The sequence below is a fragment of the Weissella fangxianensis genome, from assembly GCF_024718545.1.
In the GTDB taxonomy this organism is placed as follows: domain Bacteria; phylum Bacillota; class Bacilli; order Lactobacillales; family Lactobacillaceae; genus Weissella; species Weissella fangxianensis.
Genome location: NZ_JAMXDB010000008.1, coordinates 17325 through 41846 on the forward strand (window position 1 = coordinate 17325; position 24522 = coordinate 41846).

Annotated in this window: 23 protein-coding genes, 1 pseudogene and 1 riboswitch; of the genes and pseudogenes, 12 read left to right on the plus strand and 12 right to left on the minus strand. The window is 38.9% G+C overall.

Going from position 1 to position 24522, the window contains the following annotated elements:
* Positions 1–132 precede the first annotated feature (132 nt).
* Positions 133–1230, plus strand: a complete 1098-nt coding sequence (locus tag NGR58_RS03770; protein ID WP_258088316.1) for a lipocalin-like domain-containing protein — start codon at positions 133–135, stop codon at positions 1228–1230.
* Positions 1231–1287: 57 nt separating this feature from the next.
* Here the strand turns inward: NGR58_RS03770 and NGR58_RS03775 are convergent, their stop codons facing one another.
* From NGR58_RS03775 to thiS, 7 genes and pseudogenes are all read right to left on the minus strand, one after another.
* Entirely contained in the window at positions 1288–2685 is a 1398-nt protein-coding gene (locus NGR58_RS03775) for an MDR family MFS transporter (protein WP_258088317.1), read from the minus strand.
* Between the two features lie 50 nt (positions 2686–2735).
* A complete protein-coding gene (locus NGR58_RS03780) occupies positions 2736–3188 on the minus strand; it encodes a MarR family winged helix-turn-helix transcriptional regulator (RefSeq protein ID WP_258088318.1) in 453 nt (150 codons plus the stop codon).
* A 123-nt stretch (positions 3189–3311) separates the two neighbouring features.
* A pseudogene (locus NGR58_RS03785) lies at positions 3312–4538 on the minus strand (dicarboxylate/amino acid:cation symporter).
* A gap of 3 nt (positions 4539–4541) precedes the next feature.
* Positions 4542–5747, minus strand: coding sequence for a Zn-dependent hydrolase (locus tag NGR58_RS03790; RefSeq protein ID WP_258088319.1), 1206 nt, complete (start codon positions 5745–5747; stop codon positions 4542–4544).
* Between the two features lie 2 nt (positions 5748–5749).
* Positions 5750–6520, minus strand: coding sequence for a thiazole synthase (locus NGR58_RS03795; RefSeq protein WP_258088320.1), 771 nt, complete (start codon positions 6518–6520; stop codon positions 5750–5752).
* Between the two features lie 13 nt (positions 6521–6533).
* Positions 6534–7184, minus strand: coding sequence for a sulfur carrier protein ThiS adenylyltransferase ThiF (gene thiF, locus NGR58_RS03800; RefSeq protein WP_258088321.1), 651 nt, complete (start codon positions 7182–7184; stop codon positions 6534–6536).
* Positions 7185–7202: 18 nt separating this feature from the next.
* Positions 7203–7400 carry a sulfur carrier protein ThiS gene (gene thiS / locus NGR58_RS03805; RefSeq protein WP_258088322.1) on the minus strand — a complete coding sequence of 66 codons (198 nt, stop codon included), beginning with the start codon at positions 7398–7400 and terminating at the stop codon, positions 7203–7205.
* A 225-nt stretch (positions 7401–7625) separates the two neighbouring features.
* Positions 7626–7715, minus strand: a riboswitch (TPP riboswitch).
* Between the two features lie 248 nt (positions 7716–7963).
* Here thiS and NGR58_RS03810 point away from each other — a divergent pair.
* A complete protein-coding gene (locus tag NGR58_RS03810) occupies positions 7964–8101 on the plus strand; it encodes a putative holin-like toxin (protein WP_258088323.1) in 138 nt (45 codons plus the stop codon).
* Between the two features lie 106 nt (positions 8102–8207).
* On the opposite strand, the gene NGR58_RS03815 is transcribed toward NGR58_RS03810, so the two are convergent.
* Positions 8208–9044, minus strand: a complete 837-nt coding sequence (locus NGR58_RS03815; protein WP_258088324.1) for a DUF368 domain-containing protein — start codon at positions 9042–9044, stop codon at positions 8208–8210.
* A gap of 196 nt (positions 9045–9240) precedes the next feature.
* Between NGR58_RS03815 and NGR58_RS03820 the strand changes: the two genes are divergently transcribed.
* A complete protein-coding gene (locus NGR58_RS03820) occupies positions 9241–9765 on the plus strand; it encodes a GNAT family N-acetyltransferase (protein ID WP_258088325.1) in 525 nt (174 codons plus the stop codon).
* A 380-nt stretch (positions 9766–10145) separates the two neighbouring features.
* On the opposite strand, the gene NGR58_RS03825 is transcribed toward NGR58_RS03820, so the two are convergent.
* The gene (locus NGR58_RS03825) at positions 10146–11504 is read right to left on the minus strand and encodes an amino acid permease (protein WP_258088326.1); all 1359 of its coding nucleotides are present in this window, start codon (positions 11502–11504) and stop codon (positions 10146–10148) included.
* Between the two features lie 291 nt (positions 11505–11795).
* Positions 11796–12464, minus strand: a complete 669-nt coding sequence (locus tag NGR58_RS03830; RefSeq protein WP_258088327.1) for a potassium channel family protein — start codon at positions 12462–12464, stop codon at positions 11796–11798.
* Positions 12465–12658: 194 nt separating this feature from the next.
* Here NGR58_RS03830 and NGR58_RS03835 point away from each other — a divergent pair, with 194 nt between their 5' ends.
* The 9 genes from NGR58_RS03835 (at position 12659) to NGR58_RS03875 (ending at position 22825) form a co-directional block, all read left to right on the plus strand.
* Positions 12659–16363, plus strand: coding sequence for an NEAT domain-containing protein (locus tag NGR58_RS03835; RefSeq protein ID WP_258088328.1), 3705 nt, complete (start codon positions 12659–12661; stop codon positions 16361–16363).
* Between the two features lie 4 nt (positions 16364–16367).
* Complete coding sequence (locus NGR58_RS03840) at positions 16368–17141, plus strand: NEAT domain-containing protein (protein WP_258088329.1); 774 nt, start codon at positions 16368–16370, stop codon at positions 17139–17141.
* A gap of 6 nt (positions 17142–17147) precedes the next feature.
* The gene (locus NGR58_RS03845) at positions 17148–18011 is read left to right on the plus strand and encodes an ABC transporter substrate-binding protein (protein WP_258088330.1); all 864 of its coding nucleotides are present in this window, start codon (positions 17148–17150) and stop codon (positions 18009–18011) included.
* A gap of 9 nt (positions 18012–18020) precedes the next feature.
* Positions 18021–18962: a FecCD family ABC transporter permease gene (locus tag NGR58_RS03850; protein WP_258088331.1), complete on the plus strand. Its 942-nt coding sequence runs from the start codon at positions 18021–18023 to the stop codon at positions 18960–18962.
* Positions 18949–19635, plus strand: coding sequence for an ABC transporter ATP-binding protein (locus NGR58_RS03855; RefSeq protein WP_258088332.1), 687 nt, complete (start codon positions 18949–18951; stop codon positions 19633–19635). Before NGR58_RS03850 ends, NGR58_RS03855 begins: the two co-directional genes overlap by 14 nt.
* A 145-nt stretch (positions 19636–19780) precedes the next feature.
* The gene (locus NGR58_RS03860; RefSeq protein ID WP_258088333.1) at positions 19781–20149 is read left to right on the plus strand and encodes a hypothetical protein; all 369 of its coding nucleotides are present in this window, start codon (positions 19781–19783) and stop codon (positions 20147–20149) included.
* A gap of 136 nt (positions 20150–20285) precedes the next feature.
* On the plus strand, positions 20286–21026 hold the full coding sequence (locus NGR58_RS03865) for an ABC transporter ATP-binding protein (RefSeq protein ID WP_258088334.1): 741 nt from the start codon (positions 20286–20288) through the stop codon (positions 21024–21026).
* Complete coding sequence (locus NGR58_RS03870; protein WP_258088335.1) at positions 21004–22167, plus strand: ABC transporter permease; 1164 nt, start codon at positions 21004–21006, stop codon at positions 22165–22167. Before NGR58_RS03865 ends, NGR58_RS03870 begins: the two co-directional genes overlap by 23 nt.
* 13 nt (positions 22168–22180) lie before the next feature.
* Entirely contained in the window at positions 22181–22825 is a 645-nt protein-coding gene (locus NGR58_RS03875; RefSeq protein WP_258088336.1) for a TetR/AcrR family transcriptional regulator, read from the plus strand.
* Between the two features lie 80 nt (positions 22826–22905).
* Here NGR58_RS03875 and NGR58_RS03880 read toward each other — a convergent pair whose 3' ends face one another.
* Positions 22906–23568 (minus strand): amino acid ABC transporter permease, encoded by a 663-nt coding sequence (locus NGR58_RS03880; protein WP_258088337.1) that lies wholly within the window; start codon positions 23566–23568, stop codon positions 22906–22908.
* Between the two features lie 11 nt (positions 23569–23579).
* Positions 23580–24431: a transporter substrate-binding domain-containing protein gene (locus NGR58_RS03885; protein WP_258088338.1), complete on the minus strand. Its 852-nt coding sequence runs from the start codon at positions 24429–24431 to the stop codon at positions 23580–23582.
* Positions 24432–24522 lie beyond the last annotated feature (91 nt).

Sequence of the window (24522 nt, forward strand, 5' to 3'; positions counted from 1 at the left end):
TTAGCTTAGCAGTAAAGCCAATAACACAATACCAAACTTTTTAGCCAGTTTTATTGGTTGAGTAACTACCAACTATGACACTATAATGAGTATGTAAGATTAATAACGAAGATATAAAAGGGGGAATTTTACATGGCAAAAGCACGTTTAATGGACCAACCCGCAGATTTTGAAAAATTAGGCATTGATCCTAATAAAGTTCAAACTTGGGAAGATGGTCGTCGCGATACTGACACACCTGGTACATCAGAAGTTTGGTATTTTGATGCTATTTTAGATGATGGTAGTAAAGCTGTTCTCTACTTCCATCCAAAGTCACCATATAAACTACAAGAAGCTGGTGACCATCCTGATATTGGTATCTTAATTACTTCACCAGAGGGAGAAACCTATGGTCAACAAATCATTGATTATCCAGCCGAGGAGACATATTTTGGTAAAGATAAGTGTGATGTAAAGGTTGGACCACACAGCGTTGTCGGTGACTTCAAAGATTACGAAATTCATATTGATCCAGTAGCTGATGTGGCTGCCGACTTACATTTCCATGCACTTGTTAAGCCATTCCGACAAGGAAATACTGGTATCATCACATTAGGAGACAATGATGAATATCACTACACTGACTTAAGTGTGGTGAAGAATCAAGTCACTGGAACCTTAACTTACAATGGTGAAACTCATGAAGTCACTGGTTCAGGTTACCATGATCACCAATGGGTAAATATTTCACCAATTGTAGCTTGGCATCACTGGCTTTGGGGACATTTGTATACTGAGAACTATACAGTAGTCATTTATGATTTCGTGGCTTCTAAGCAATTCGGTTATAAGCAAATTCCATTCTTCGGTGTAATGGATAACAAAACTGGTGAAGTTATTTTCCAAACAGATGGTAACTTCACAAAAGAGACCGAATTAACCTTACAACCAGAAATCAAGAAGCATTTCCCAAAGACTTCAAAGTATACCTTCGCAAATGCAGATGGTGAGACAGTTACGTTCACAACAAAATGGCAGCAAGAACTTGAGGTTCGTAACATGTATTGGGGTGCAACGGATGAAGTTCGCGCACAATATGATAAGATGGGCATTCAACCCGGTTATATGCGTTACTTTGCAAAGGGAACCTTGTCATTTGAAAAGGATGGCCAGCAAGTAACTGAATCAGGAGATATGATTTACGAGTATAATTACGGTGGTAAAGAAGATCCTGAAGCACACGTTTAATTTCACAATTTAAAAATTAAAAAACAAGGCACATGTTAATAACATGTACCTTGTTTTTTATCGCACAACTTTTTTCGTAGGTAAAAATAGAGATGCCAATAAACCAATCAACGCAAACCCTATCATCAAAATAAAGGCCCAATAAAAGCCATGCTCAAGCGCAATTTGATGGGGCCTATGCGATTGCAAAGTAATCGTTAACGTAACAATCAACATCGAAATTGCTGTTCCAAATGAACCACCAACTTGTCTAAGGGTTGATGACGCTGCATTCGCATGTGCTGTTAAATCAGACTGTACCGCATTAATAGCTGCCGTAAACGTCGTCATCATCGTAAAGGAAATACCAACCATACGTACAGCGTAACTGATACCAATAACTAACAAACTAGTTGTTGTATCAAACATCAACATTGGCAATGTCCCCAGTATCAGCATACCAAAGCCGAATAACGATAATTTCTTGATACCCAATTTATCGTACAAAACACCAGATACCGGATTACAAATCATCATGACTATTGCACCTGGCATCATAATCAAGCCAGAGGTCAATGCCGTTTCATCTCGGGTAGTTTGTATATACAATGGCAATACTAACTCAACACTAACCATCGCAATATTACTGATCATACTTAATAATGTGCAAATATCAAATTGAATATTTTTAAACACACGAATATCTAATAATGGTTGAGATAGCTGTAATTGTCGGCGACCGAAAAGATAAATTGTCACAAGCCCGATGATAAACAAAACTGCTAACAACGGCGTGACTTTACCGGTATTACCAACTTCTGACAACGCATATAACAATAAACCAAAGCCGATAATTGATTCTAAGAACGATAGCATATCTGTTGTTTGCTTATTAGGTACATGTAAATTACCAATCGTAAATATAGCCACAACACCAATTAATGCACTAAGCGCACTTAAGATAATAAACAACATTTGCCAGTGGCTATACTGTAAGATTACCCCTGATATCGTTGGGCCGATTGCGGGACCAAATCCAATAACCAACCCTGTAATTCCCATCGCCATCCCACGTTTTTCTGGTGGAAACATCATCAAAATAACATTTTGAATAAACGGCATTAACCCACCAGCTGCGACCGCTTCAATTATTCTACCGGTCAACAAGATACCGAAATTAGGTGCGAAAACACAAATCAACGAACCAACAAAAAAGATACCAATCATGGTTAAATAATTTTGTCGTAGATTAAATGACTCAAAAATCCAAGCAGACAAGGGAATCATTAAACCGACAACCAATAAATAGGCCGTCGTTAACCATTGTGCTGAAGACTGTGTCACTTGAAAAGCCGACATGATCGTTGGTATTGCATTATTTAGAAACGTTTCTGCCAGCAAGGCGACAAACGCACCGGCTAACAACACAATCATCATGACGGTTCTCTTCTTTGTACTAATTGCTTGAGACGTCATACTTCCTCCTTAAAATATGTAGCATGCTACACTTTATGCAAAAAACACCATTAAAAATGATGAATAATCGTACTTAGATACTGTTGTAATTGTTGAATATCTGTATCACTTAACTGACTGACAATTTGCTTATTAACATCTGTCATCGTTTGTTGGATATCATCAATATGCTTTTCAAGTAATTGAAAACCCTTATTTGATAAGGAAAGCGTCACTTGGCGATGATCCGTCTCTAAATAACCAACATCAATCAAGCCCTGATTAGCTAACCGTTTGACAATACTACGAATCGTTGGGTGACTTAACACAAATTTGTCAGCAACTTCCTTTTGCGTGATCGTTCTACCTTTTGATTCATATAAATAAACCATTAGCGTAATTTGCGGTCCCGTTAAAGGGTATTCGTTAATTAAACTTGCGACCCGACTATTTAGTTCCTTTTCAATTAACGTATTCGCGATTTTTATCTGTGGTCCAATTTCATCCAAGAATGTTTGTTGCATAAAACCTCTCCAAAAATATGTTGCTTGCTACACTAAATTCTAACACTTACATTTACTTTGTAAATAACCTAAAGGACACAAAAAGCGTTTAGAAATCGCTATATCATTTCTAAACGCTTTTAATTAATTTTTCGCTGGTAAACCAACTCGTTTTAACTGCTTCTCATCAGCAGCAATCATAATAGCCGTTGTTGTATCACCAACAACATTGAGCACCGTCCGGAAAATACCGGCAAACCAATCAATACCTGCCAATAAAGCAATACTCTCTAAGGGCAGACCGAGCGTTGGTACGATAATCGTAAGGGCAACTAAACCACCGCCAGGTACCGCAACTGTCCCTAAGCAAGCCACAATGGCTAACATCACGATTTTAAACATCATGATAAATGATAAGGACAAGCCATAAAATTGTGTCATGGTCACACAAGATAATGCTAAGTACATCGCGAGGCCGTTACTATTCAGTGCCATCCCCAAAGGTAACACTAATTCACTAATTTCCTTCTTAATACCTAATCGCTTTTCGGCATCATGCATTTCAACAGGTAGGGAGGCTGCTGAAGATGTTGTCGTCATTGCAATAATTAAGATATTAGCGAAACCATACATGACCGTTCGTAAAGACATATGCGCGCGAATCATAATCATACCAAACAAAACGGCTAAGAAAAGCAACGTACCCACGCCGAATAATGCCAAAAATTTAAATAACGGAATCAATACCGTTAAGCCGTTTTCAGCAGTCACTGAGGCAATTAAAGCCCCAATACCAAGTGGTGCGAGTCGCAAAACTAATTGAATCAAGTCAACCAATAATTGATTGAGCTTTTCTAATCCATTAACCAATCCCTGATACTTTTGCTGGCTATTTGCCTTACTCAATACAACCCCAAAGCATAGCGCAAAGATAATGACTTGAATCGTATTACCTTTGGCAAGTGCATCAAAAATATTAGTCGGGAAAAAGCCCAAAATCATATCTGAAGTAGAAACTGGATGACCAGTTAATTTTTCGACTATCTCAGGATTTAGTTTTAGATCAATCCCAACACCTGCCTTGAACCACCAACCTAATACAAGGCCTACTAAAGCCGCTATAAAGGTCGTGCCCATAAACCAGGCTGCTGTTTTGACTCCCAATCGTCCTAATTATTTGATTGGTAATTTACCAATGGCTGCAATTACCGTACAAAAAACTAGGGGAATGACGGCCATTTGGATGAGTCTTAAAAAGATATCACCAATAATTTTGACACCGGCAATTTTGGTACCGAAAACAGCGCCCAAAATCACCCCAATGAACATCCCAATAATAATTTGCGTTGTTAGTTGGATTTTTCCTCGCATTTTTTATGCCTCATTTGCTTGAGCAGACAGACTAGCAGTTAACAATGCCACACCAATTAATAAATCAGACATTTTTGTATGTTCAGCCGGCGCATGACTAATGCCTGTCTTACTTGGCACAAAAATCATGGTTGTTGGCACGACTGTGTTCATAATCTGACTATCATGACCGGCACCCGAAAATAACTCTTGGAAGGGGAACTTCATTTGAGTAGCTATCTTAGCATTTCGCTGTCTTAATGCCTGTGATAGAAGGGTAGCAGGAACATGTAATGTCTGTTCGACTGTGACGTTATCAAATTGCTTGATGACTGTGTTCATAGCTGACAAAAAGGTGGCTAATCGTTCATCGGATTCCTCGCGACAATCAATCGTAAATGTACAACTTTCAGCAATGACGTTGCTAACATTAGGTGACACGCGAATTTCACCAATCGTAAACGTCAAACTATTCGAAGACTTATCTGCTAAATCATATAAACTTGCCATTAGTCGGCTCGCAGTGGCAATCGCATCTTGACGTTGCGCCATCGGTGTCGTACCAGCATGATTTGCTTGCCCATGTACCGTCACTTTATAACGGTTTTGCGCAACAATGCCTGTTACTAACCCGATTGGTTGATGTGCCTGGGCCAAACGTGGTCCTTGCTCTATATGCAATTCCGTAAAACTAGCTGGCAAGGGCGCTCGCTGTCGCCTAACATTCATAGCCTGCAATTGCTTAACCGCATTTGACCTAGCTTGTTCAAATGTTATCCCAGTCTCATCAACCAAGGCAGCCACTTGCTGTTGTTGGCCTGTATAATACTTTGATCCCGTAAAAGCTGCCGGAAACCGACTACCTTCTTCTTCGCTAAAAGAAATTAACCGTAGCGGCTTTTTAGGCAAATCGCCTTGTTGATACATTTTTTGAATGGCACAAAAACCACCAAGGACACCATACAAACCGTCATAACGACCACCTTGTCGGACTGTGTCCATGTGTGATCCGGTCGCAATAGGTAATGTCTCTTCTTGTCCTGGAAAATCTAATGACACATTGCCATAATCATCAACCATTGCTTGTGCACCATGATTTTGGCCCAATAAAATCAATGTTTGCTGATTGTGCACCCACTGTTCACTATAAACTAAGCGATTTTGACCAGTATCAGCTGTCGTATTAAATTGATTTAACAAATCAGCTAGTTGGCACTCTTCACTAAACATAATTATTTACTAATACCACTAACTGGTGATGATGCAGCGGCCTTTTTGTCCAAGACACGTCCTGGATGAGCCAGATAACCTTTACGACCAGCTTCAACAGCCAACTTAAAGGCTTCTGACATTAGTGGAATATCACCAGCCGTTGCCATAGCTGTATTAGCCATGACCGCTGCAGCACCCATTTCCATCGCTTCGGCAGCTTGGCTTGGACGACCAATACCAGCATCAACGATAATAGGTTCATCAATCTCGTTAATCAAAATCTGAATCAATTCTTTAGTTGCCAAACCTTTGTTAGTCCCAATTGGTGCACCTAATGGCATCACCGCTGCGGCACCTGCTTCGACCAACTTACGGGCAGCATTTAAATCAGGTAGCATGTATGGCATCACAATGAATCCTTCATCAGCCAACACCTTCGTTGCCTTAATGGTTTCCTCATTGTCAGGTAACAAATACGTTGAATCTGGCACGACCTCAAGCTTAATAAAGTCACTACCACTTAACTCACGGGCAATGCGTGCCATACGAATAGCTTCCTCAGCATTCTTACTACCAGATGTATTTGGCAAAATAGTCACATCATCTGGAATATAATTCAAAATGTTCTCTTCACTCGTAGAAGTACGACGTAATGCCATCGTAATAATTTGGGCACCAGCATGGTGAATGGCAGAATCAATTAATTCATATGAATACTTACCTGATCCCAAAATAAAACGTGAAGAAAAGTGGTGACCACCAATAATTAAATCATCATTACTTTCGACCATGATTATTTATCTCCTATTCTGCTAAAACGGGTTGCTCAGTCAGTAACCGTAAAATGGCATTGGCTTCATGACCGGCACACACCATCACACGGGGTGCCATCAATCCTTCAGGGCCTTTACTATAACCATCCCCGCAAATATATACATTTGATAATTGCTGCTTCGTCTGCATCTCATTCGTTATATGCAATCCAGCCATCCCATTACCCATGACAAGTGGCTTGTCAGGATAATAATTAGTTACACCGTCTAACAACATTGCTTTTGCCATCGGATTATCGAAAGCCTCACAAACGATATCACAATCAGCAAATAACGTTTCAATATTGTCAGGTGTAATTTCAACTTGATGGATTTCAATATCAATAAATGGATTGAATTCTAACAAATTCTGCTTTAATGCCACGACCTTCGGCATCCCAACTTGGCTAACTTTATATTGTTGTCGATTCAAATTACTCATTTCGATGGTATCAAAATCAATAATTGTTAGATGACCAACGCCACTACGCGCTAATGCAATCGCAATATTTGAGCCCAAACCACCAGCACCTGCGATCGTGACACGTGCATTCTGTAAAGGCTCAGTTGTACCAGCCACGTTACGTTCCTTCATTCCCATAAAGAAATCGTTAACCGCAACTCCTTGAAACTTTGGCGTCATTTTATTTTTTCCTCTTTTCTAACCACCACCAACAAAAGAAATTAGTTCAACATGGTCATTTTCTGACAATGTTTGCTTTTCTAATTCCTCACGATGCATAATCTTGCCGTTTAACTCCACCACAACGTTTTGCATCATATCTGTTTTTTCTTGTAATAAATCAGCTAATGTTTTGCCAGCCATGTTGGCTGTTTCTTCACCATTTAAAATAATCAAAAAAACGCCCTCCTTTCTGATCTTGAAAGAAGGGCATTTGCACACAGTCAAATATTGCACTTCCTTCGATCGTATTAACGACATCAGGTTCATGGGTATGTTCTCAGCCTTTCGGCACCCCAGACGATGGTTGTTTAGATTTAGTTTTGCCAATTGCTCTATGCAATCCTTATAAAATAAAAAAGCAGTCTCTTTGTTTTCACAAAAAGACTGCCCATCAAAATCTATATACGGACTGTATCTTCCTGCGCAGGTTTTAACCAAATCAGGTTCAGTGGGTATGTTCTCAGCTTTTCAGCACCCCAGATACGTTAATTAACTTAACAAGATAACCATAGCATGTTTATCTGTAGAATACAACCAATTTCAGAAACCGCTTTCAAAAAATGTTAATATATTGCCTTTATTAACGTTCAAAAATTAGATAATCAATCAATATTTGATTCTGTATAATACGACAAGTAGAAAAGTTAAGATGGTAGCTATTCCTATGCTAAAGAGGAGGTGGTGCTTATGGTGTAATAACCATATTGAAACCAGATTCTAAAGAAAGGGGTAGTTGGGTGTCGATTTCAGATGCCCTACAACTGATGCTGATGTTTGGCACTTTTATTGTGTCCTTAATCACATTAGTTGTTGAGCTAATTAAAATTAGCAAAAAAAATAACCGTCTTAGCTTGGCAGAGCTAACGGTTATTTAACCAATCTTTGCTACCGTCTAACGGTTCTACAAGGAGTCCTGTTGCCACAGGGCTCTTTTTCTATTCACATTATAACATGAGATTTTTACGTATAACAATCCCTCAACTACATCGTTGCAGGCTTAACCGTCTGTTCTAAACGACCCATCCACCAACCTAACCATGTTCCCAAAGCTAGTAGGCCAATTGAGAACAAGTAATGCCAAATAGTGAAGCCAGTATAATCTACGGGGACAATCATAACTGTTGAAGCCATGACAATACCAAAAATCATATGGAACAGCTTCGCGTAGGCAACTTTGAAAATATAGGCCATGACCTTAGCTAACACAAGGACAATCACTAGTAGTCCTAATATTAGCGGGACCAAAACCGTCAAATCACCGGTCTTAATACCATCACTCATCCCTTTATATAGTCCCAAATAAATCAAAAAATTAGATGGGCTTAATCCCGGAACGAGTAATCCTAGTCCAATCAAACCGCCCGCTAAGAACCAAGCATGCATACTTGGCTCAATCGTTGAGAATAATGGCCGACCAAACCATAAAAATACTAACATTAAACTACCCGCAAGCACGACTAAGCTAATGTCCCATTTTGAACGCCCCATTTTCCCTGCTTCATACCATAATGTGGGCACGGTTCCTAAAATTGCGCCGATAAAAAACCATCGGGCCACATTCTCAATTTCTCCGAGCATAAAGCTAATCAAAAATGATAGTAAAAAAATCCCAATCACTGCGCCAATACCCACAGGCATAAAGAAACGCACATTTGCTTTAAAATTTTTCAATGGATTAGCCATAAACAAAATTAATCGTTCATATAATCCAAATACGGCAGCTAAAGCACCACCACTAATGCCTGGTAAAATAAATCCTGATCCAATTAATGCACCTTTAACAGCACGGAAGATACTATCTCCTGGTCGTTTTTGCATTGATTATTTCCTCATTTCATTTAATTCATCGTGTATTAGTCATTACGAGCAAAAATCCCTTACTGTTAAGTATAACTAGACTTTCCTTATAATAAGTTAAAAAATCAGGTTTTATTAGCTTATTTTTTAAATACTGTCATGAACATTATTTGATATAATTAAATACAAAATTCAAACATGTAAGGGGATAAATCCTATGCCATTAACTTATACTCGTCAAGCGAGGTCCTCAGATATTGATGATATCTACCGCATCATTCAACAAGCTGTCGCCTATCTCGGTAGTCAAAATTCACCACAATGGCAAGGATCAGCCGAACCACGTCGTGAAGAATTCGAAAAAGATATTCAACAGGGCATTATGTATGTCTTAATCCATAATCACAAAGTGGCTGGGGTTGGCAAACTAGTCCCTGGTCCAGAAAAAGCCTACGAAGAAATTAATGGTTCTTGGTTAGGTAACGAAACCCAGTACATGACCTTACATCGTATCGCAATCGATGCTGAAGTTCGTGGTCAAGGACTGGCTCATCAACTTATCCATGATTTAGTGATATTATCTTTGGACCATGGGTATCGTGACATTCGCATTGATACGCATGAGATGAACAAAGGCATGCAAAAGACCGTTAAGAAAGCTGATTTTGATTATCGTGGTCACGTCCAGATGCCTGTGCCAAACGGGGATCGATTGGCGTTTCAATTGTTGTTGACGGATTAGTGATCAGGCCAAAATACGCTTAGAACAAAAAGTGGTTGAGACATTTACTTTGTCTCAACCACTTTCTTTAATATCCTATGGTTTGCCATTAAGTCCATCTTGAAATCCATCAATAAAACTCATTATAAAGTCGTTGATTGCTGGAATTAAAAATAAAATGACTGTAACGGCTATTAGTATAATAATATGTCTGGGAACAATTTGATCTAATTTATGCCAATCTAGTTTAAACATAATGATAATCAAAAGAATAGCACCTAAGTCCATAAAATACGAACTAATGTGATAAACATCAATACTAGATATTTTCAGACCAATAAATTTGAAGCAAATAAAAATTGGTTGGAAATTTTTAAGACACTTTCCAACCAATCAATAATTTATACTTTATTTAAATGTTTTGACCATGAACTATAACCAATCAACATCAATCCAAAGAAGATGATGGTTAAGAAGACCGATAATCTTGTTGATGGGTCAAATGCCAAAATAATTAGCACAACGACAAAGAACCCAATCGTTAAGTAGCTGGTTGCTGGGAACCAAGGCATCTTGTATGGATTATGAGCAGATTTCTCCGTTTGCTTATATTTAATATGAGCAAACAAAATTAATATCCAAACAAAAATAAAACTCATCGTGGCAACACTTGTGATCATTTCGAAAATTTTTGATGGGTAGAAATAGTTTAGCAACACGACTGCTAAAAAGACGATTGCTGATGCTAACATCCCGGTAACAGGCACCATATTTTTCGAAACTCGCGCCAATGACTTTGGTGCTTGTTTATTTTTAGCTAACACATATAACGTACGTGACGTTGAGAAAATTGCTGAATTAGCAGCCGATAGGGCAGCCGTTAATACCACAAAGTTTACTAAGGTTGCGGCAAAGTTAATCCCCATCCCTGAAAATACTTGAACGAATGGTGATTGTGACGTGTCAATTTGGTCCCAAGGATAAACTGACATAATAACAGCAATTGCACCAACGTAGAACAAACCAATTCTTAATGGCACCGAATTAATAGCTTTAGGTAAATCACGTTCCGGATTTTCTGTTTCACCAGCAGTTAAACCAACCATCTCAATTCCGGTAAAGGCGAAGATTACCATTGGAAAAGCCATGATAAAGCCCTTAAATCCAGTGGCAAAGAAACCACCATGTGAAACCAAATTACCAAAGCTGGCAGTATTACCACCAGTATGGAAGCCAGAAAGGACCAAGCCAATTCCAACCACGATTAAGGCAAGTATCGCAAATACCTTAATAGAAGCAAACCATGACTCCAACTCACCAAACCAACGAACATTAATCAAATTAAAAGTGACCAAGACAATAATAACAATTAATGGTGTTACCCATTGTGGCAAGGAAGGAAACCAATAACGCAAATAAATACCACTGGCAGTCAAATCCGCCATCGCCAAGCTTGCCCAACTTAACCAATATGCCCAACCAATCGCAAACTCCCATTTATCACCCAAATAAATTCGGACGAAATCAATAAATGATCGTATCTTTGTATTTGATAGTAGCAATTCACCAACTGCGCGCATCATTAAATATGCAAATAACCCTGTTATTGCATAAGCCAAAATAAGCGCTGGACCTGCCGCTTTGATTGCCGATCCTGATCCTAAAAATAGACCGGTTCCAATCGCGCCACCAATAGCGATCATCTGCACATGGCGTGCTTTAAGACCACGTGATAATTCACGTTCCGACTGATTATCCATAAATATACCTCACTGCATGAGGATACAAAAAAGTCCCCATGCCAAATTAAATTTGACATAGGGACGTTTAATAACGCGGTTCCACCCTAATTCTTAGTCGCTGACTAAGCCACTTAATTACAGGTAATTTTCGTCTCTCCAAAAGCTCCTTTACTAGCCGATAATAATTTGTTTTCACCAGACACAAATCTCTCTAGATATTATCAATAACTAATAACTTCTTTTTTCCGCAAGACACAAATTAGTATGACTAACTATATGCCGTTTGACCGTAATAGTCAATAGTAATGATTACCTAATTTTCGCTACTAATGATTCAAAGCGCTTCACATCTTTTGCTTCACCAGCAACAGTTAACACATCACCAACTTGAATCAGTTCATCAGGTTCTGGTGTGATAATGACGCGGTCTTCTGAACGGATAGCTATGATATTTAGACCATAAGTTTTCCTAATATCAATGTCTTCTATCGTTTTATTAGCAAAACGCAAACTGCCAATTTTGATTTCTCCCAATGAATATTTACCCCCTAAATCAATAAAATTAAGTAGGTTAGGGGTCATCAATTGTTCAGCCAAACGGTGCGCCATTTCATTCTCAGGCCTGACAACCTGGTCAGCACCAACTTTATCTAGTACGCGTGCATGCAAATTAGTCTCAGCTTTAGCAATCACATGACGAACACCATTATCCTTCAATAGAATAGTTGTCAAAATCGAAGCCTGTTGATTATGACCAATCGCTACCACAACATGGTCGAAACTGGCCAAATCTAAATCACGCAAAGCATCCTCATCCTGAGCATCCGCAATGACCGCATGGGTTGCAATATCCATATAACTTTCAACCAAAGTCGGGTCTTTATCAATCGCTAAAACCTCTTGATCAGCGTCTATTAGCGATTCTAGTAATGAGCTCCCAAAACGGCCCAAACCAATAATCGCATATGTCTGTTTCATATCGGTAACCTCTCAATTTTTCTTTAATTTATTCTATCACTAATGATATCGAGACTATAAATTTAAATAGCTTGATTAACCTAAAAATAAGCTTTAAAATTAGCTATGTTCAATTATGAACTTTTCATGAAATTTATGTGAAGTCTGATATATAGGACAAAATTAAATATTATATAGGGAGTTTTAGGACAGTTATGAGTACTTTTTCACGAACTGCATCATTGTTTTCAACAGTTGTTCTTGGAAGTATGCTAGCAACGACAACTGTTTCAAGTGTTAACACCGTTGTTAACGCTTCCGAAACAGGGACAACACAAGCTGCTACAACTAAAAAGAATTACGATTTGAAGATTTTGCAAGGAAACAGCGACGCAACCTCGACTGCATCGCAGTTTTATTTAGACACTATTTCATTGGAGAAGCAGGCTAATGGTAATTACTATGCTTACTTAACTTCAAATACACCCGTCAACCTAGGTGATAAGCCAATTTCGAGTGAAGATACCCAGCACCAAGTTGTTGAAATGGGCACCACCGAAAAAAATGGTCATAACCAGACAGTTTATCGTCTAACTTTGACCGCAGATGAATTGGCTAGTGGTCAACCTATCAAAACAAAGGTTCACGTTAAGCTTGATGCGATGGATTATGATCATAAATATGATATTCGCCTAGCAATTCAAGGATTTAAACCAGAAACGGCTACTAGCTCTAGCGCTAACACAAGTTCTTCTTCAAGTTCAGTTAGTTCTGCTAGCTCAGAAAGTTCTTCTGTAACTTCTTCTGTAAGTTCAAGTTCTTCAATTGCTAATTCAAGCACAACCACGAGTGTTGCACCTTCAAGCTCAAGTCAAACAAGTAGTAGCAGTTCACAGTCATCTAATAATGACACAACTGCCTCAAGTGTTGTGACTGACGATAAAGCAGAAAGCAATGACACTAAGTCATCAACTGTTGATGCCAAAGATAAGAGTGATTCGTCAACAGGATCAACAGTTAACATTACTGCCGATCAAGGTATGTCACGCTTTTTGAAAGACACTGCCAAAATTGACGTAAAGGGTGATCAAACAGATATTACGTTAAGCCTAAAGGATGCTTCAGCGGCAAAAATGATTCCATCAATAACACTTGCTGGTCAAAAAAAGTCAGTTAGTGGCCAAGAGACGACCTTTACTATTCCAACGAAGGATTTAACACCTGACGAAAATGGTAAGTTGACTCTTAAATCACTGACGCATGTATCTGCTCAAGGTTATACACATGATTATCCATCAAATATTACTTTTGACGTTAATAAACTGGTAGCCCAAAGTAACCTAAAGACAGGCGACTACAAAATTGCGGTCAGCCCTGATAGCCAGATGGATAAATTCTTCGCCAAGGAATTCAATTTCAAAGTTGGTGCGCTAACTAGTGTTGTTAGTGTAACTTACCAAGTTCCTAGCATGATGAAGATGATTCCATCGGTCACTTTTGATGGTCAGACAAAATCAGTTGTTAATAATGAAACCACAGTTGATTTCACTATTCCAACTAAGGATTTGACACCTGACAAAGATGGTAAAGTGACTTTGGCGTCATTCACCAGTGTACCAATGAGTCCAAGTAAGGGTTATAACTCAAATATTACTTTTGACATGACTCCTGCACTTGCTGGTACAACAAGTGATAGTAACAATTCATCTAGCTCATCATCAGAATCAGCGGCAGCATCTGACAAAGACATCTTGCAAGACGGCACTTATTCTATTAATTATAATGTCTACAAGTCAGGTACAACCACTGATTCAACGATGAAGACCTACATGAAGTCACCGGCAAACGTTACCGTTAAAGATGATCAAGCAACGATCAAATTTGCAACGCAAAACGATGCTATGTCAATGATGAAGGAGTTTTCGATCAACGGCGCCACCGCTAAAGCCGATGGTGATGACTGGGTAATAACTGTTCCTGTTTCTGCCTTGTCAAAGACAATGAAATCTGACATGACGATTTACGTGGCTGCAATCGACTTCACTGAGAAGCCAAGTGCAGATATCGTCTTTGATATGAGTAGTGCTAAAAAGACAGGGGAAAACGGTAGTGGTGGCTCTTCTAGCCAAACCAGTTCTTCTAGTTCTTCTCATTCATCAAGCACTTCATCTTCAAGTCAGACCAGCTCTAGTTCTGCTAGTTCTTCTAGCCAAAAAGATCCAAAAGCTGATATTACCAAAGATGGTAAGTATTCTGTAAACTATCGTGTTTACAAATCAAATACCAAGACTGCCTCTGCTATGGAAAAATACATGACTTCTCCAGCAAACGTCACTGTTAAAAACAATAAAGCAACCATTAAATTCGCAACAAAGAACGATGCCATGTCAATGATGAAGGACTTTTCTGTTAATGGTAAGGACGCTAAAGTTGACGGCAACAATTGGGTTGTAACGGTACCTGTTTCTGACCTTTCAAAGACAATGAAGTCTAAGATGACAGTTTACGTCTCTCAAATAGACTTTACTGAGCATCCAAGTGCAGACATTGTCTTTGATATGAGCAGCGTTAAGAAAACAGGAGACAATGGTAGTGGTAGCGCTTCTAATTCAAGTTCGGCTTCTAGCCAAGCCAATTCATCAAGTGCTTCATCTTCAAGCAAGGTAAGCTCTAGTCAAGCCAACTCTTCTACCACACCTAATAAAACTCCAAAAACTGATAAACAAATAGACATTCATAAAAATGGTCGATACGTACTTGGTTATCACGTTTACAAAACTAGTACTCAAACGCCATCAACAATGCAACAATACATGACATCGACAGCCGTTGTGGATGTTAAAAACGGTAAGGCAACCATTAACTTTAAAACCCAAAAAGATGCCATGTCATTAATGAGGTCTTTCACTGTTAATGGTCATAAGGCACAAGCTAAAGCACATGGTTGGCAAGTAACCTTACCCGTATCAGCTTTACTACACACATTAAAGTCTAATATGACAATTTATGTGCCAACTATTCACTTCACTGAACATCCAAGTGCAGACATTGTTTTTGATGTCAAAAATGCACAAACTACACACAAAGGTGGTGGTCTGGGTCCAGATAAGCAAGATAACCAATCAACAGGTGACCAGTCTGCAACGGCAAATAACCTTGGTTCTCAAAGTCGCCTAGGTATTCCAAATGCAACTTTGCATCAACTAACGATTTTGCAAGGTAATAGTAATAGCACCTCGGTTGCTGCCCAATACTTCTTGCCAACCATTCAATTGGTTAAGAATAGTAATGGCTCATATACTGGTTATGTCACAACGCATACGCCAACAATGATGGGTTCAGCACCAATCTCATTTATGGATGGTACTCATCAAGTAAAACGCGTAAGTAACATTAAAACTGGTAATTACTACCAAGCAACTTACAAGTTCTCATTGTCAGCAAACGAAGTGAAAGCGCCAATTAACACAAAGATTCATGTGCACTTCACAGCGCCATTGAACTATAACCACACTTACACGATTCGCTTGGTTATTGGCCGTGCGCTAAGCAATGCTAGTGAAGCAACCCAACCAGCAACTGGTTTGCCAAGCATGTCTGGTGATACAACGACCATGCCGTTGAACAACAGCGTTTCACATGGAACATTTGACCCAGCTGCAACAGGCACATTTGAAAATAATGATGCTAATACTGAGCAACAGGCCGATGAAAACACTGATAAGCAAGCTAACAAAAAGGCTGATTCAAATAAAAAGGCTACCGTTAAGTCTGGTACCAATGTTGCCAAGAATGCCAAAGCTGATCAAAAAGATAATTCAACCCAACGTAATGTCCTGATTATCGCTGGTGGTATTATTGCCGCTGCCCTAGGATATGTTGGTGTATCGCTATTGACCAACTTCTTTAAGAAGGGGTAAGTAGATGACTAACAAAAAATATTTACGCTATCTATTGACCACCTTTGCATTGCTACTATTTTTATTTGGTATACAATTACCGATTCATGCTGAATCATACAATGTACCAATGCAAGTGTTGGAGAATGGTTCATCGAATACATCCTATGCGGCTGCTTACTTTGCAAAATCTGCAACGGTAACTCCAACTGGGAACGGTAGTTATAATGTCACATCGTCAGTTACGACCCAAAAGGACCTTGGTAATTATCCTGTACAAATCTTGAATATTGACGGTGCAGGCGCTCATGTTTCACGAAGCGACTCAGGTGATTCACAAACGATTACCTACAGTTTCACGACAACAGACTTAAAGGCTCGTCATAATGCAGCGATTAAAGTTGATGTTAATAGTATTAACTACCATCATAACTATATCGTTGGTTTATCACTTGATGCCTCAGCGGTACCCGCTGCAGCATCATCAAGCTCATCTTCATCTGCATCTAGTCAAGCTTCAAGTTCAAGTAGTCAAGCAGCCAGTTCACAAGCAACGAGCTCAACTGAAACTGCAAGTAGCTCTAGTGTAACTGAAGCAAGCCAAAGCTCTGAAGCAACTGCTAGTTCTAGTGAAACGAACAAGTCGGCTACAAGTAAGAGTAGCCAAAAAACAACCAAGCAGGTAACCAAAGAAACTCATAAAGATAAGGATAAGCAATTACCTGTTGCTGCTATCGTCGGTGGTGGACTGGCAATTGGTGTTATTCTTGGGTTAGTAATTAATCTAAAAAAGAAGTAATATCCTATGCGAAAACAACAAAAAGTATTAGCCATTTTGTTGGTCATACTATTAATTATTAGTGCTGGCTGGGTTTGGCTAATGATGCGTCCAACTCATGACACAACGACCACTTCAAAGCGAATCGTTGTGACAACCAACGCACAGGCGCAAATATTTAATAAGCTAGATATACCTTTAGTTGGTGTCCCAACACCTGGTGATCAGCAATCACTCCCCAAGCAATATCGTGATTTACCGCAAGTTGGTAATCACGTTGCCCCGAATTTAGAGAAAATTGGTCAGTTAAAACCAGACTTGGTCTATTTGGATGCTGCGATTGCCTCTGATTATCAACAAAAACTAGACAGTGATGACATTAAGCATCAACAATTGAAGTTTGATACATTATCAGACCTCAAATCGACGGTAACTTCTCTTGGTAAGACTTACCATAAAGATGCTGCTGCTAAAAAGCTCAATCAATCACTGTCATTACCACAACAACATCCCAAGAAACAACAAAATGTTTTGTTATTAATGGGGATGCCTGGTGGTTCATTCTTAGTTGGTACCAAGCATAGCTATGTTGGTGATTTAATCAACCGAGCTGGTGGTCACGTTGTTGGTTCGGGTTCAAGTCCATTTGTCTCGATGAATGCTGAGCAAGTTGCGCAATCACAACCAACAGTTATCATTACAATGGCTCATGCAATGCCCGACAGTGTCTTTAAGAATTTTGATAGCTTGTTCAAACAATCAACCTGGCAAAACGTTCCGGCTGTTAAAGAGGGACAGGTTTACCGCGCTGAAGAACCAAAATTCAGTATGACGGCTAATTTAAATGCTCCTGAAGCTTATCAAAAAATTCGGAACTGGCTTAAAAAGTAGGAGGAGATAATGTCCAAATATTATCGATTTATTTTGGCCATCTTAGTGATTGTCAGTATCCTAATTGCATTGGTTGTCGGTAGCACACCGATTTCACTAGTAAAAGTCATACAAGGAAATCATGATACTTGGCAATTAATTATTAATTACCGTTTACCACGAATCCTAGTCGCTGTAATTAGTGGTGCCCTGATTGGTATCAGCGGACTACTACTGCAAAGCGTATTACGAAACCAACTCGTTGATACATCCATTCTAGGAATTATGAATGGTAGCCAATTTTTGCTAATTGCTTTTCTGGTTTTTTTTCCTAATTTGCTAAGCAGCAATGTGTTACTGGGGAGCTTTGCCGGCTTAGTGTTAACGGCTATCTGGTTCGTTGTCTTACCTAAACACCAGCCACCGTTACGGTTGATTTTGCTAGGTATTGCAACAGCAATGACTTTCCAAGCATTAACAAACATTACCAGCGAAGGGTTGGGTGTACCATTGCCATCGCTAAGCACAGTCACCTGGCCACAAGTCATGCAGCTGATTATGGTAACCATCATTGGCTGGATTCTGATTATCTTTATTTGGCCAAATTTGAAATATTTTGCGCTCCCTTCTCGCCAAGTAAAACTACTTGGCATTTCAGAAGAAAAAACAATTTGGTTCGTCCTACTAGCGATTGGCTTGTGGACTGGGGCTTTAACCAGTCTCATCGGAATTGTTTTTTTCCTAGGTGCTATCTTGCCAGAAATTGCTCGCTTTATGAGTCCGAAACAAAAAAGCCAGCATTTACTCTGGCCAACTGCTTTATGGGGAAGCTTACTATTATTAAACGCTGACACGATTGCGCGGACGGTACTGGCACCCAAAGAATTGCCAACTAGTGCTATCTTGTTAGCAATCAGTGGTCCATTGTTTGCCTTAATGTTAATCAAAGGAGGTCATCATGATCGACATTGATCATTTGTCTTTTAGCCGTGGTCAACATAAATTACTAGATAATGTGTCAGCGCGATTGCCGGCACATCAAATTACAGCATTGATTGGTCCAAACGGTGTTGGTAAATCAACCTTAATTCAACTATTAACGGCCGAGTTACTACCTGATAGCGGGTCAGTAATTAGTCAGGCGAAGCATGTTGCCGTATTATCACAACATAATCAATTATATGAACCTTTGACTGTCCGTGAATTACTACAACTTAGCCACGCAACGATGGATGAAGAACTGATTGAAACCTTACAATTAACACCTTTACTAGACCAGGACATGTTTGATTTATCTGGTGGGCAACAACAGCTTGCCTGGTTAGGATTTGTTTTACAACAACAACCAGATCTATTAATTTTAGATGAACCCACAACGTTCTTAGACCTACATTTTCAAGAATTGTTCCTAAAAACGTTGCAACGACTACAAGAAAAGCACCAAATGACTGTGTTAATGGTACTGCATGATTTAAATCAAGCGTTCCGCTACAGCCATCACATTTGGTTGTTACGACGTAGCGCTGATTTAGTTAGTGAATCAGCTGCATTGATGCATAATCAAATCGATTTGCTTTCTGAAGCTTTTGAAACACCGTTGCAATTAATAAAGACACCTAATCAGATGATTATTCAGCCAAAATAGGTTTGTCAGCTGTATGGCACAAAAAATAAAAACACTAATGGATGCGATACTATTTCGTCCATTAGTGTTTTTTACTTTTATAGAAGCATTTATCATTCGTTAAGTATGTAAGAATGTTACAATGTGCCCATAGAGGAGGGATTAGATGATTGATTGGAAATATGGGACATATGCAACAATTTGGTGGATTATATTATTAGCTACCTATTCAACTGCAAAAGAAGTCACCAATAATTTTGGTCGGTCATTCTTAACTCTATGTTTAGCAATAATCATAGTGATAATTGGTAGCTATTTTTACGAGCATACCCATCCCCAATTTCAAGAAAAAAATAGAACGTCGACGGTTAATCACTTGCGGGCAATCTGGGTGCTATTCATTTTAGTGGTTTATCTAGCTGTTGCACTTCAGGTACCCCATAGTGATATATTTTTCTTAACTTGTATGACACTCGCTCAGTCAGTACCAGCGTTCTTCACCAAATACGCCAAATCAAAATCTGACAAAAATTGAACAATCCTAAAAACATTAGGCCCACACAACCTAATGTTTTTTTATATTTTCTAACAAGTGCTATAATCGACTCATAGAGTGAGTACTCACTCATTTACAATTAAAAACTACGCAAAGGATATCGGGAGGATGCAAAATGGCAGAAGTCATTCAAGTGACAGATCTTGTCCAAGGCTATGGCAAAAATATCGTGATTAGCGATATTAATTTATCCGTTTCATCTGGGGAAATTTTAGGTTTAATTGGTCCAAGTGGTTCGGGTAAAACAACCCTAATTAATTCCATCATGGGGATGTTAAAACCAAAAAAAGGGTCGGTTACCGTGTTAGGCACCACCATGCCAAACCGTAAAATTTTAGCTCGTATTGGCTTTATGGCTCAAGCTGATGCTCTCTATGAAACCTTAACTGCTCGAGAAAATTTAACTTTCTTTGGCCAAATGCAAGGGATGGATACCAAGGATCTACCAGAACAAATTGACTATGCAACAAACGTCGTCAGTTTAAATGAAGATTTAGATAAACACGTTGGCGATTATTCTGGCGGTATGAAACGTCGTCTATCATTAGCAATCGCTTTAGTTGCGAATCCAGATATTCTCATTTTAGATGAACCAACCGTTGGTATTGACCCTGAATTAAGACAACAAATATGGCAAGAATTACACAGATTAAGCCAAAAGGGTAAAACAATTCTCCTAACAACTCATGTGATGGACGATGCTGAAGAATCTGACAGTCTATTAATGATTCGTAATGGCATCGCCATTGCACAAGGACGACCAGAGCAACTCATAAAAGAATTTGGTGTTAATAATATCGAAGAAGTATTCGTAAAAGCAGGGAGGGACCAAGATGCGCACACTAGCAATGATTAAACGCGTTTTACAAGAAATGTTGCGGGATAAGCGAACCTTAGCAATGATGTTCATTGCGCCCTTACTGATTCTCACTTTGGTGTATTTCCTTTTCCAGTCAAACAACAATCAAACCGCTGATTTGGCTGTTCGGCATGTCGATTCAACTTTAGTTAAAGCGGTCAATAATGATAACGTCAAGATACATCATGTTTCTTCAGATGATTCTGCTAAACAATTGATTCGTGATCATGATTATGCTGCCGTCATGACCCAAAAAGGCGATAAATTGACTTTAACACTACAAAATAGTAATCAGACAAAAAGTTCAATTATCAAAAAAAGTTTACAAGCAGGACAAGTTAAGCTGAAAAATCAAGCCACTATCGCAACTCTAAAGACGCAAAAAGAAGCAATTGGAAAATTACAACAACAGCTAACGACCTTGACCAAGCAAGCAGGTATGCAAACAGATGCCCAAGCAGACATGTCTAATCAAAAAAATAATGCTGCTAAGAACTATTCGGTTAGCACACATTATATTTATGGCGATAAGGATACCACTTTCTTTGATGCCTTCTTACCAATTATGATGGGCTTTGTCGTCTTCTTCTTTGTTTTCCTAATTTCCGGAATTGCTCTACTGCGTGAAAGAACCACAGGTACATTAAAGCGACTACTAGCAACGCCGGTTAAGCGCGGTGAAATCATTACTGGTTATTTAAGTGGCTATGGTATTTTTGCTCTTGTTCAAACGCTGCTAATCGTTTTGTACAGTATGTATGTTTTTGATATTCAAATTTTAGGTAGTATTTGGAATGTCTTACTAATCAACGTCTTAATGGCCGCAGTTGCCTTAACAATGGGATTATTTATTTCAACGTTCGCCGCATCCGAATTCCAGATGATGCAATTTATTCCAATTGTTGCAATTCCTCAAGTATTTTTCTCAGGAATCATCCCCGTCGATCAAATGGCGGGCTGGCTACAAGCCATTGGCCATTTAATGCCACTTTACTATGGTGCTAACGCCATGAGTGATGTCGTTACCAAGGGATTCAATATCACCCAAATTTGGCCAAACATACTGATATTGCTGCTATTCGCCGCAGTGTTCTTAGTTTTGAATTTGAATGCAGTGCGTCGGTACCGCGAAGTTTAAGGAGACTACCTAAATGGCCAATAATATTCCAACACTATTTGAAAAAAGTTTGCATACTATGGATATTTCAGATAAGCAAAAAGCTGTTCTACAGGCAAGTTTAACCTTATTTTCTGAAAAAGGTGTTGAAAACACCAGTACTAGTGATATCGCGAAGCTGGCTAACGTAGCAGAAGGTACTGTATATAAGCAATTTAAAACAAAAAATGATTTATTACAGGCTGTTGTCGGTTCTATCATCAATACAGTGGTGCCACAGATTGCTAGTGAATTCGTCAATGAAACAACGAACAATGATCAATCGGATTTTAAAGACTTTTTACAAAACCTGATTCAGAACCGTATGCAATTTTTCACTACCAATTTATCGCAAATTCGCATTTTGATACGTGAATCAATGACTAATGAAAAATTACGCTTACAGGTGATTGAAAAATTCACCCATTTACATTTAAAAAGGTTAGAAAATAGTTTTACGTATTATCAACAACAAGGCCAACTTGTTGATTGGGAGTTTAGTCGAATTATCCGCTATATTTTTAGTACAACTGGTAGTTACGTTGTCCCCTTAATTTTTTCAGGGAATACTGCATTTGATATAACTCATGCTAGCCAGGAAGCAACTGATTTCTTGCTTAAAGGCCTACAGCCTAAATAAAAAACGTAAATCCCCCGCTAAATTATTTAGCGGGGGATTTATAGTTAGAACAATTTCGTACACATTTTAATCAGCAACAACTATGCCAAACGCTTTTCTAACATCGTTTGCACAATCGTCATTAGCCAGCAGAAGAACCAATACAAAATTGCAATTGTGATATAAATCGTCATATAATCCTGATCAGCACCCGCAATAATTTGCGCATTCATAAACATTTCACTGACTGTAATCATGGCAGCTAGTGAGGTACCTTTAAACAAATCTAGCAAAATATTACCAAGTGCTGGAATAGAAATCCGAAAAACTTGCGGGAAAATCACTTTTCTAACCGTCTTACGATAGGGTAGCCCTAACGAATACGCTGCGTCCCATTGTCCCTGGCCAACGGCCAAAAATGACGAACGGTAAACTTCTGAGACGAAGGCACTACTACTAACTGTAAAAGCGATCACTGCTGCGGGAAAAGCAGCTGTTTCAAACCCAAAGTAGATCACAAATAAAATCACCAACATTGGCACGCCACGCATAAACGAAATAAAACTACGGGCTGCCCAATGTAAAATTTTAAAGTGGCTAAGTTGCGCCAACGTAAGTAGTAGACCTAAAAGCAGCGCTAAGCCAAAGCTGACGATTGTTAAGCCGAATGAAACTGGAAAACCGGCTAAAATTGATGGAATTGATGATATAGCTAGCGGCGCATCAAAGAAATTAGGAATTGAAAGATACTGTAAAAACGCCATAAGCACTTTCCTTAATCCTTAATCGTAAAATTCTTTGAAATATGAACATTTGGCTTCTTAGTCACATCTGCATCATAAAACTTTTCAGACAAATCCTTTAATGTGCCATCTTTTTTGAGCGATGCCAGCGCCTTATTCACTTGCTTGGCAAGCTTTTTATTATCCTTTTTCATCAAAATTCCAGTACCAGACCCATCATCTTTTGTTTTAAAATACATGTTTTTCTTAATTTTTAGATCATTATCAGGAACAGCTTTTAAGGCCAACTTTTGTAGATAATAATCGTTCATAATGAAATCAGTACGACCATTTTTAACATCACGGAGGTAGACATCATTTGAAACATTATTGTAGTTAACCGTCTTCGCATCAAGTTGCTTGGCTAAACGTTGGTAACTTGTGCCTGCTTCACCCGCAGCTTTTTTACCCTTAATATCATCCCATGAATTGATTCCTGAGCTATCACTCTTACGAACAACAATACTGTTAAATGAGTGCTTGTATGGGGTTGAAAGTCGATATGATTTCTTACGTTGTGGCGAAATACCAATATCATTGGCTGCCATATCAACCTTGCCCGTTTTAACCGCCGTTAGCTGACCATCGACATTCAACTGCTTAAATTCCACTTTGCGTCCCATTTTTTTGGCCACAGCACGAACCACTTCGATATCATAACCCGTTAACTTTTTCGACTTTGAGTCATGATATGAAGTTGGATATAGTGTTCCCGACGTCGCGACTTTCAGTGTCGACTTATCCGCCGAATTACTGCTCACTTTTTGGCTATATCCCACTGTTAATAACCCCGCAGCAGCTATTGTTGCGACTCCCATTACCAAACTAACTTTTTTCTTAACCATATGCCTTGCTCCTTTTCTGGAAACGCTTTCATTTATCAGTATAGAGGGCATATCTTGCTTTTTCAAGAAAATAACAAAGTTATCTTTTTAA

Coding starts and splice junctions, on each gene's coding strand:
- NGR58_RS03770 (WP_258088316.1), top strand. CDS start 133: ATGGCAAAAGCACGTTTAATGGACCAACCCGCAGATTTTGAAAAATTA.
- NGR58_RS03775 (WP_258088317.1), bottom strand. CDS start 2,685: ATGACGTCTCAAGCAATTAGTACAAAGAAGAGAACCGTCATGATGATT.
- NGR58_RS03780 (WP_258088318.1), bottom strand. CDS start 3,188: ATGCAACAAACATTCTTGGATGAAATTGGACCACAGATAAAAATCGCG.
- NGR58_RS03790 (WP_258088319.1), bottom strand. CDS start 5,747: ATGTTTAGTGAAGAGTGCCAACTAGCTGATTTGTTAAATCAATTTAAT.
- NGR58_RS03795 (WP_258088320.1), bottom strand. CDS start 6,520: ATGGTCGAAAGTAATGATGATTTAATTATTGGTGGTCACCACTTTTCT.
- thiF (WP_258088321.1), bottom strand. CDS start 7,184: ATGACGCCAAAGTTTCAAGGAGTTGCGGTTAACGATTTCTTTATGGGA.
- NGR58_RS03815 (WP_258088324.1), bottom strand. CDS start 9,044: ATGCAAAAACGACCAGGAGATAGTATCTTCCGTGCTGTTAAAGGTGCA.
- NGR58_RS03820 (WP_258088325.1), top strand. CDS start 9,241: ATGCCATTAACTTATACTCGTCAAGCGAGGTCCTCAGATATTGATGAT.
- NGR58_RS03825 (WP_258088326.1), bottom strand. CDS start 11,504: ATGGATAATCAGTCGGAACGTGAATTATCACGTGGTCTTAAAGCACGC.
- NGR58_RS03830 (WP_258088327.1), bottom strand. CDS start 12,464: ATGAAACAGACATATGCGATTATTGGTTTGGGCCGTTTTGGGAGCTCA.
- NGR58_RS03835 (WP_258088328.1), top strand. CDS start 12,659: ATGAGTACTTTTTCACGAACTGCATCATTGTTTTCAACAGTTGTTCTT.
- NGR58_RS03840 (WP_258088329.1), top strand. CDS start 16,368: ATGACTAACAAAAAATATTTACGCTATCTATTGACCACCTTTGCATTG.
- NGR58_RS03845 (WP_258088330.1), top strand. CDS start 17,148: ATGCGAAAACAACAAAAAGTATTAGCCATTTTGTTGGTCATACTATTA.
- NGR58_RS03850 (WP_258088331.1), top strand. CDS start 18,021: ATGTCCAAATATTATCGATTTATTTTGGCCATCTTAGTGATTGTCAGT.
- NGR58_RS03855 (WP_258088332.1), top strand. CDS start 18,949: ATGATCGACATTGATCATTTGTCTTTTAGCCGTGGTCAACATAAATTA.
- NGR58_RS03860 (WP_258088333.1), top strand. CDS start 19,781: ATGATTGATTGGAAATATGGGACATATGCAACAATTTGGTGGATTATA.
- NGR58_RS03865 (WP_258088334.1), top strand. CDS start 20,286: ATGGCAGAAGTCATTCAAGTGACAGATCTTGTCCAAGGCTATGGCAAA.
- NGR58_RS03870 (WP_258088335.1), top strand. CDS start 21,004: ATGCGCACACTAGCAATGATTAAACGCGTTTTACAAGAAATGTTGCGG.
- NGR58_RS03875 (WP_258088336.1), top strand. CDS start 22,181: ATGGCCAATAATATTCCAACACTATTTGAAAAAAGTTTGCATACTATG.
- NGR58_RS03880 (WP_258088337.1), bottom strand. CDS start 23,568: ATGGCGTTTTTACAGTATCTTTCAATTCCTAATTTCTTTGATGCGCCG.
- NGR58_RS03885 (WP_258088338.1), bottom strand. CDS start 24,431: ATGGTTAAGAAAAAAGTTAGTTTGGTAATGGGAGTCGCAACAATAGCT.